General features: G+C 69.5%; 1 protein-coding gene. It reads right to left on the bottom strand.

Features of this window, described 5'->3' with window-relative positions:
• Positions 1-812 (bottom strand): MFS transporter (locus HKK72_RS39465; RefSeq protein ID WP_222721709.1); only part of this gene is annotated, 812 nt, incomplete at its 3' end.
• Positions 813-917: the final 105 nt, after the last annotated feature.

Here is a 917-nt window from a genome sequence, read left to right as displayed (position 1 = left end):
GTGAACGTGACCTGGGCACCCGTTATCCAGCCGCCTGCGGCCCCTACCACGGCGTTGACGAGTGCGATGGCCCATACCGGCGCGCTGATGAGCAGCAGTCCGCCTCCTGTCATCAATGCCAGACCGAGTCCCGCGGCGAGCTTGAACTGGTTGGCGACATCCTCAAGGAACCGGTGGCGAGCCAGGGCGAACGTGAAGACCGCGCCGCCGGCGGCGGAGGAGGCGAGCACCACGGGCAGCCAGGGACCGGCAGCGACTTGCGGGGCGACCGTCTCGGGCAGAGCAGAGCAGGTGAACGTCGTCCATGTGGTGAGCGCGAGTACGCGCAGCGTGGGCTGCGCCCAGATGATCCGAAAGCCGTAGGAGGCCGGTGGGCGGGGACGTCGCGCGCGTTCACCGGCGATCGGGAGCGTGGCCACTATCGCAGCGGTGAGCACGAACGATGCGATGTCGGCGGTGAGCGCCCACCGCACGCCGATCGCCATCGTCAGGCCGGCGCCCCCCGCCAGACCGATGACCTGAGCCGATAGGTGGGCGGTGGACGATAGGCCGAACAACGGCAGCCGCAACGAGCCCGGCACCGATTCCGCGATGACCGCCGTATGGACCCCGCGGTAAGCGGCGCGTATGCCCCCGAGCAGGCCCGCCGCCACGACAGCGGCCGCGGCCTTCGGAACGGCCAGTGGAAGGGCGAGAACCGCGCCGCCGGCGATCGCCAGCACGACCAACGCCGCCCGTCGGGACGGTCGGTCGAGCCAACCGCTGAACACCGTGGCCACCAGGAGAGCCGGCAGCGAATGCGCCGCATACACAGCGGCCGCTCCGAATACCGAACCGGTGCCAGCGTATGTCAGCAGCAGCAGAGCCGACAGACCCACGTAATCACCGAGTTCGGAAATGGCCTTGGCCGCCACAAG

The sequence above is a fragment of the Actinomadura sp. HBU206391 genome (assembly GCF_014323665.1).
GTDB lineage: Bacteria > Actinomycetota > Actinomycetes > Streptosporangiales > Streptosporangiaceae > Actinomadura_C.
Note: the sequence above shows the minus strand (reverse complement) of the source record. Positions and strands in the feature narration are given on the sequence as shown.